8 protein-coding genes and 2 pseudogenes are annotated in these 5,953 nt (G+C 64.7%); 6 read left to right on the plus strand and 4 right to left on the minus strand.

The window, feature by feature from the left end; genetic code table 11:
• Window positions 1–146 precede the first annotated feature (146 nt).
• The 3 genes from xseA to H0W40_RS18645 all read left to right on the plus strand — a co-directional run bounded on the left by xseA (window position 147) and on the right by H0W40_RS18645 (window position 2,490).
• Entirely contained in the window at window positions 147–1,772 is a 1,626-nt protein-coding gene (gene xseA, locus H0W40_RS18635) for an exodeoxyribonuclease VII large subunit (RefSeq protein ID WP_292449246.1), read from the plus strand.
• Window positions 1,769–2,053, plus strand: coding sequence for an exodeoxyribonuclease VII small subunit (xseB, locus tag H0W40_RS18640; RefSeq protein ID WP_292449247.1), 285 nt, complete (start codon window positions 1,769–1,771; stop codon window positions 2,051–2,053). The genes xseA and xseB overlap by 4 nt, the downstream gene beginning before the upstream one ends.
• A 197-nt stretch (window positions 2,054–2,250) precedes the next feature.
• Window positions 2,251–2,490: a hypothetical protein gene (locus H0W40_RS18645; RefSeq protein ID WP_292449249.1), complete on the plus strand. Its 240-nt coding sequence runs from the start codon at window positions 2,251–2,253 to the stop codon at window positions 2,488–2,490.
• A 111-nt stretch (window positions 2,491–2,601) separates the two neighbouring features.
• Here H0W40_RS18645 and H0W40_RS18650 read toward each other — a convergent pair whose 3' ends face one another.
• The gene (locus H0W40_RS18650) at window positions 2,602–2,829 is read right to left on the minus strand and encodes a DUF2798 domain-containing protein (protein WP_292449250.1); all 228 of its coding nucleotides are present in this window, start codon (window positions 2,827–2,829) and stop codon (window positions 2,602–2,604) included.
• A 54-nt stretch (window positions 2,830–2,883) separates the two neighbouring features.
• Window positions 2,884–3,381, minus strand: a complete 498-nt coding sequence (locus tag H0W40_RS18655) for a DUF2938 domain-containing protein (RefSeq protein WP_292449252.1) — start codon at window positions 3,379–3,381, stop codon at window positions 2,884–2,886.
• An 81-nt stretch (window positions 3,382–3,462) separates the two neighbouring features.
• On the opposite strand from H0W40_RS18655, the gene H0W40_RS18660 reads away from it, so the two are divergent.
• The gene (locus H0W40_RS18660) at window positions 3,463–3,897 is read left to right on the plus strand and encodes a helix-turn-helix domain-containing protein (RefSeq protein WP_292449254.1); all 435 of its coding nucleotides are present in this window, start codon (window positions 3,463–3,465) and stop codon (window positions 3,895–3,897) included.
• Between the two features lie 37 nt (window positions 3,898–3,934).
• Here H0W40_RS18660 and H0W40_RS18665 read toward each other — a convergent pair whose 3' ends face one another.
• Window positions 3,935–4,804 carry an aldo/keto reductase gene (locus tag H0W40_RS18665; protein WP_292449256.1) on the minus strand — a complete coding sequence of 290 codons (870 nt, stop codon included), beginning with the start codon at window positions 4,802–4,804 and terminating at the stop codon, window positions 3,935–3,937.
• Window positions 4,805–4,837: 33 nt separating this feature from the next.
• Between H0W40_RS18665 and H0W40_RS18670 the strand changes: the two genes are divergently transcribed.
• Window positions 4,838–4,996 carry a hypothetical protein gene (locus tag H0W40_RS18670; RefSeq protein WP_292449258.1) on the plus strand — a complete coding sequence of 53 codons (159 nt, stop codon included), beginning with the start codon at window positions 4,838–4,840 and terminating at the stop codon, window positions 4,994–4,996.
• Window positions 4,997–5,292: 296 nt separating this feature from the next.
• Window positions 5,293–5,643: pseudogene (locus H0W40_RS18675) on the plus strand (ATP-binding protein); the annotation flags it as partial.
• Between the two features lie 102 nt (window positions 5,644–5,745).
• On the opposite strand, the pseudogene H0W40_RS18680 reads toward H0W40_RS18675, so the two are convergent.
• A pseudogene (locus H0W40_RS18680) lies at window positions 5,746–5,953 on the minus strand (IS21 family transposase); the annotation flags it as partial.

The following is a 5,953-nucleotide window of genomic DNA, read 5'->3' on the forward strand; positions in this document are numbered from 1 at the left end:
CGCGCTCGTCGTCGCTGAGTACAAGTTCGGTCTTCGGTCTGCCCCTCGCCATTGCGGTATCTCCAGCTACAAGATACCGCGAAGGCATGCATTATTTATGCCTGCTAAATGCGGGACAGGACACTAGCAGGTAGCTCCATTCCGACGTGACGACTTATCTCAACGTTCCGTTCCGCGACAAGGCGGATGCCAAAGCAAAGGGTGCGCGCTGGGACAACGAGGCCAAGAAGTGGTTCGTGCCGATCGGGCGAGACCTTGAGCCGTTCACGAGTTGGTTGCCGGTCGATCCGACCAGGCTTGCCAGCCAGCAATTGGCGGGGCCGAACAAAGGCGTGACGCTTTCTCGGCTGCTCGCCGGTGTCGCTACCGCGGTGGAACAGGCGTTTCGCCAAGGCGTTTGGACGACCGCCGAGGTCGTGCGCGTCGACGGCGACCCGCACGTCTATCTCGAACTCGCCGAGCGCGACGCAGCCGGAAGCCTCGTCGCCAAAGCGAAGGCCATCGTTTGGAGCCGTGACGTCGAGCGAGTGCTCGGCGCATTTCAGATCGCCACCGGCGTGCGCGTAGCGGCTGGCATCAAGGTCCTGATCTCCGCACGCCCCGAGTTCAGCGCGCAGTACGGTCTAACTCTCCACGTCGACGCCATTGATCCGAGCTACACGCTCGGCGACCTCGAGGCCAAGAAGCGCCAGATTCGTGAGCAGCTGAAAACCGAGGGCCTCTTCGACCGAAACCGGTCGCTGGCCACGCCGTGGGACTTCCGGGCCCTGCTCGTCGTCTCGCCCCCGCGTGCCGCGGGTCTCGGAGACTTCGCCCGCGACGCCGATCGACTGCAGCGGCATGGTCTGTGCGAAGCCGTCTACACGCACAGCCGATTCGAGGGCGAAGGTGCCCCGGCGTCGATCCGCGAGACGATCGAGGCGGCGCTGGCCGCCTGGCCTGGGCAGGACCTGCCAGACGCGATCGTGATCATCCGTGGCGGAGGCGCCGTCAACGACCTCGCCTGGCTCAACGATTACGAGCTTGCCCGCTTCGTTTGCTTGAACACGGTCCCGGTGCTGACCGGCATCGGGCACGAGCGAGACAACACCATCCTTGACGAGGTTGCGCATCAGCGCTTCGACACGCCAAGCAAGGTGATCGCTGGCATCCAGGCGTTGATCGTGAAGCGAGCGCGCGAGTCGCAGGCGGCGTTCGACGAGGTTGCCGGGCTCACCCTCAAGCAGTTGCGCAAGGCGCAAGGCGAAGCCGACCAACTCGACTCCGACATCCGACGGCAGGCGCTCGGGACGGTGACGAAGGCGCGTGCCGCGGTTGAAGAAGGGATGGCCGGTGTTCAGCGGCAGGCGCAGCGTGCCTTGCACGACGCTTCACAGACGACGCTGCGAGCGCTGTCCAATGTGCGGGCCGGCGCCGGTAGCGGTCTGGCCACTGCTTGCATCAAAGCGTCGTCGCTTGTGATGCAGATCCAGGCTGATGCCACGCGCGGTATCCGCGAAGCCCGACTGGGCATCGACGACACGCGCCGGGAGATCGAGCAAGGCGCGCGTAACGCCGTGCGCTGGGGTGCCGAGGCCGCCGAGGCGACATTTCGGGAGGTCGTTGCGCAGGGACCGGAGAAGACGCTGGGTCGAGGCTTTGCGGTTGTTCGAGTGACGACGGGGCAGATCGTCACAAGCGCCGCTGTCGCCAGGGAAGCGGCAACGGTGCAGGTGCAGTTTAAGGACGGATCGATCGAGGCCTCGGTGCGCCGGGGCAAGGAGAACCTATGAGCGACGGCAAAACGTTCCGGGAGGCCTATGCCATCCTGCAGAAGCATGCGCAGACGCTGCGATCGCAGCAAGAGCCGGACATCGACAACCTGACGACAATCGTTAGCGAGTCGGTAGACGCCTACAAGTTGTGCAAGCAGCGCATCGACGCGGTCGAGAAGGCGCTTGAACAGTCGCTCGGCAACGCTCGAATCGAAAGCGAGCCGACCGAGAAGTCTCAGCGGTCGGTGCCTCCCGCGTCCGCAGGCTTCGCTGACATGGATGACGACGTGCCGTTCTGAGGTGCATCGTCCTTCGCGCCGCCACGCTTGAGCGAGGGTTCAAATCGACGCCATGACGGATCGTTCGCCGTGGCGCTTCGCAAAGAGCTCGCCAGCGCCGTGCGCAAGCGCTGCTCAAGCTCATCCAGGCGGTCGGTCAGCTTCATCAGGGAGCGAGTCTCGCATCGTCAGAAGCCTAGGTCCGGCTGCTCAAACACGTGTTCGAGATTGACCTCGAACACTGCCCGAACTGCGGCGGCGAGCTCACGATCATTGCGGCCATCTTGGAACCGCGGCGTACAGTGGATCCGCTCCGCGAAAAGCAAGGTCTGCTGCTCGCAGCGGTGTTCGACAGCAGCGGGGCACGGTCGACGACATGCGGTGGGTCGAGTACCCGGCCGACGCAGCGTTTCGGCGACGCGGAGCACCATCTGGAGGGCTACGCTGCGCTGGCCTGAGACGGAATGACAAGCCATCAGGACACGGCACGTCTGGGTACTTTGCTCGTTTACTCGCAGGAGATCGCCTCCAGAAATCCCTGCGGTCTCCGCGGGCGAATGCTTAGGAGTTCAGTCGTGCGCCACCAGACGGTGCACCACGCGGCGCGTGATCGGTGCCACAAACAAGACGATTGGAAACGCGAACAACCACGCGGTGAGCCAGGCGCTGATCCACACACTGGGAAAATCCGGAATCAGCCCCACGGCACGCAAGGTGGAGATGCCCGCCACCACGAAGGACATCAGACCCGACAGGATCAGGCCAAACAAGACGGGTTCAAAATTCTTGGGAAACATCGACAGGCTCCAGGGGTTGACGGTTCAATGACAGCTTGAGGCGAGTCCGGCTCATCAACGCGAAATCCGTTCCAGCGTGACGGCCGACAAGTACAGGCCAAGGCCGAACACGGCGTGGTTGGCCACGCTCTTCGGGCAGTTTTTGAGGGGCGTGGCCGTCTTGGACGACGCGACGCCCGCACTCATGGCTGGCTGCATGATGACCAGCGGCGCGACCACCGAACCCAGCCCCACGCAGAGCGCCGGCACCAGGCTCGGGCTGCTCAGCCACGCCGTCCCGTAGAGGCTGGCCAAGACCCCGGCAAACGCCACGCCAACGGCGTAGTGGGTCAACCAACCCAAGGCCAGCTCGCGCTGGATCGGTGCGGCCTTGGTCATGGCATCGTGCGACCACGTGCCGCGAAACACGTGCCCGACCCAGCGCCCGATGAAGGCGAAGTTGAGCCCCGGCAGCCCCACACGCTTCAAGCACCACAGCCATAGATCCATCACCGCCGTGGCGCCGATGCCGATGAGCAAAACGCGCAACATGTCTTGCAGTAAAGGGCTCATGACGGGACCTTCATGGTTGACGAATGAACTTGTTGTGGTCACTATAGAAGTTCAAGTTGACTTGACGTCAAGGGTTTTGTGATGGACATTGCCGAAGTGGCCAAACGGTCTGGCGTCAGGGCGTCCACGCTGCGCTTCTACGAAGAAAAGGGCTTGATCGCGTCACTCGGCCCCGCGGGCGCTCGTCGCCGCTTTGACCCGCGCGTGCTGGATCAGCTGGCCCTGATCGCGCTGGGGCAGGCCGCCGGGTTCTCGCTGGATGAGATCGGCGCCATGTTCGCGGCCGATGGGCAAACCAGCATCGACCGGCAGATGCTCTCGGCCAAGGCCGACGAGATCGACCGCATGGTCAAGCGGCTGAATGCCATGAGCAGCGGGCTGCGGCACGCGGCGGTGTGCCCGGCGCCCAGCCACGGCGAGTGCCCTACCTTTCAGCGGCTGCTGCGCGCTGCGGCAGCGGGGGCCCTTGAACGACACGGCAAGAAGGCCCGCGTCGGGCGCCATGCCACCCGGTGAAGCCTCACACCGACCGCACCCCAGACAACAGGGCCGCTCAGATCATCGACAAACGTGTCTTTTTCTTCGGTGCAGGAAAGCGGCTGTCGATCAGGCGCAGCTCGTGCTCGCTGAGGGCCGCCCGCTCGGCCGCGAGGTTCTCTTGCAGATGGGCGACTGACGAAGCCTTGGGAATGGCCACCACCCCGGGCCGGCTGATGACCCAGGCCAAGGCCACCTGCGCCGCCGTGAGGCCACGTGCCTGCCCGATCTCGGCCAGCGTGTCGTCTGCGGCCAGGCTGCCCTGGTCGATGGGGCTGTAGGCCATCAGCGGCATCGATCGCGCGCGCATCCACGGCAACAGGCTGAACTCGGGGCCGCGCTCGGTCAGCGAGTAGTAGACCTGGTTCACCGCACATCGGCCGTGGCCAGCCTGGCGCCGCGCGGTGATGGCCTCCAGCTCCTGCAAGTCGGCCACGTCGAGGTTGCTCACGCCCCAGGAGCGCACCTTGCCTGCGGCCATCAGCGATTCCATCGCCTCCAGGGTTTCGGCCAGCGGGTGCTCGCCGCGCCAATGCAACAGGTAGAGGTCGATGCAGTCGAGGCCCAGCCGCTCGCGGCTGCGGTCGCACGCGCTCACCGTGCCGCGCCGGCTCGCGTTGTGCGGGTACACCTTGCTGACAACAAACATGTCTTCGCGCGGCACCTCACCCCCGCGAAAGGCTTCGGCCAGCGCAAGCCCGACCACGGTTTCAGCACCACCGTCGCCGTACATCTCGGCGGTATCGATCAGCCGGTAACCGAGCTCGATGGCGCTGCGCAGGCTGGCCACCTCCGCATCACGCGTGGCGCTGGCTTCGCCCATGCGCCAGGTGCCCAGGCCCAGCACGGGCAGCGTCGTTCCATCAGGCAATTCGAGGTTGCGCATAAGTAAGATCAGTCGTCAAAAAATACTCGTGAAGTGGCTTGCGGTTCATGTGAGTCGCAACTCGCCACCATCGCGCGCAACACCTGCCGCACGCCCTATGCCGGCGCCCAGGCTCCCACCTTCGAGATCCTCACCACGCCCGACGTCAAGCAACAGCGCGCATTCGCGTTGCTCCAGCAGCTCCGGCTGTAGACAGAAACCGCAACTCCAATCACGCCAAGTGCCTGTCGCACAAGTACATACTCGCTCGGGGCTGTGGCTCGGGACTTGGCGCGATGGTCAGCGGCAGTTCTTCTACCGCGAAGAGGCAGAGCTCGGCAGCATGATTCGCCGCAAACAGTGAGCCGGTAGCGGTCGCTCGCGAAAGCGCAGTTGTTTCCCTGGTTGAAAGCTCCCGTTGCCAATGCACAAAGTATCGGCGGCCACTGAGCGCAATGCCGGGGTTCGGGGGGTCCGATGCCCTCCGTGACGCTACGCACATCTTCCCCGCGCGCGCCACCGGCGCCTATGAGCGCAAGCTGGCCACGCTGGCGCGGGTGCCGCTGCTCATCATCGATGACTTCGGCCTCAAACCACTTCGTGCACCGGATGACGAAGACTTGCATGACCTGATCGCCGAATGCTATGAGCGAGCCGCCACCATCGTCACCAGCAACCTCGCCTTCGACGAGTTCGACCAGGCCTTCGCCGTCAACCACTTGCTGGCCTCGGCCACCATCGATCGGCTGCGCCACAACGCCTATTGCCTCGAACTCGGCGGGCCGTCCTACCGCGATCCAAAGGTCGGACCGGCACCGAAAAAGAGCCTCCCGAAACCATCCGCAAACACGGCAAAATAACGCCCTTCACAGGTCGCTTCGAGATGCCCTTCGGCGCCACCTCAAGTGGCCTGTATATGCCGACTCCAGGTGGCCGGATTACGCCGACTCGTGACTCCGCGTGTGACGTCGCCTCAACTCATCGAAGATGGCCACCGGCCGGAGGCCGGGGGCGGACTGCAGCAAAGGGATGACCTCGGCGTCGAAGATGTCGGCGAGCGGGTCGGCCCGGCGTCGCTCGCGCGACGTCTTCTTGGCCGACGGCAGCCGCGGGTCGTGTTCGATGCGGTACGCGCTGGCGACGCTGATTCCGGCCTGCGCTGCCGCGACG

The organism is Methylibium sp. (genome assembly GCF_013817345.1).
Taxonomy (GTDB): Bacteria; Pseudomonadota; Gammaproteobacteria; order Burkholderiales; family Burkholderiaceae_C; genus Methylibium.

Excerpts from the sequence above, each read along its gene's own strand:
- H0W40_RS18665 (WP_292449256.1), bottom strand. The coding sequence starts at position 4,804 with ATGCGCAACCTCGAATTGCCTGATGGAACGACGCTGCCCGTGCTGGGC.
- H0W40_RS18650 (WP_292449250.1), bottom strand. The coding sequence starts at position 2,829 with ATGTTTCCCAAGAATTTTGAACCCGTCTTGTTTGGCCTGATCCTGTCG.
- xseB (WP_292449247.1), top strand. The coding sequence starts at position 1,769 with ATGAGCGACGGCAAAACGTTCCGGGAGGCCTATGCCATCCTGCAGAAG.
- H0W40_RS18655 (WP_292449252.1), bottom strand. The coding sequence starts at position 3,381 with ATGAGCCCTTTACTGCAAGACATGTTGCGCGTTTTGCTCATCGGCATC.
- H0W40_RS18660 (WP_292449254.1), top strand. The coding sequence starts at position 3,463 with ATGGACATTGCCGAAGTGGCCAAACGGTCTGGCGTCAGGGCGTCCACG.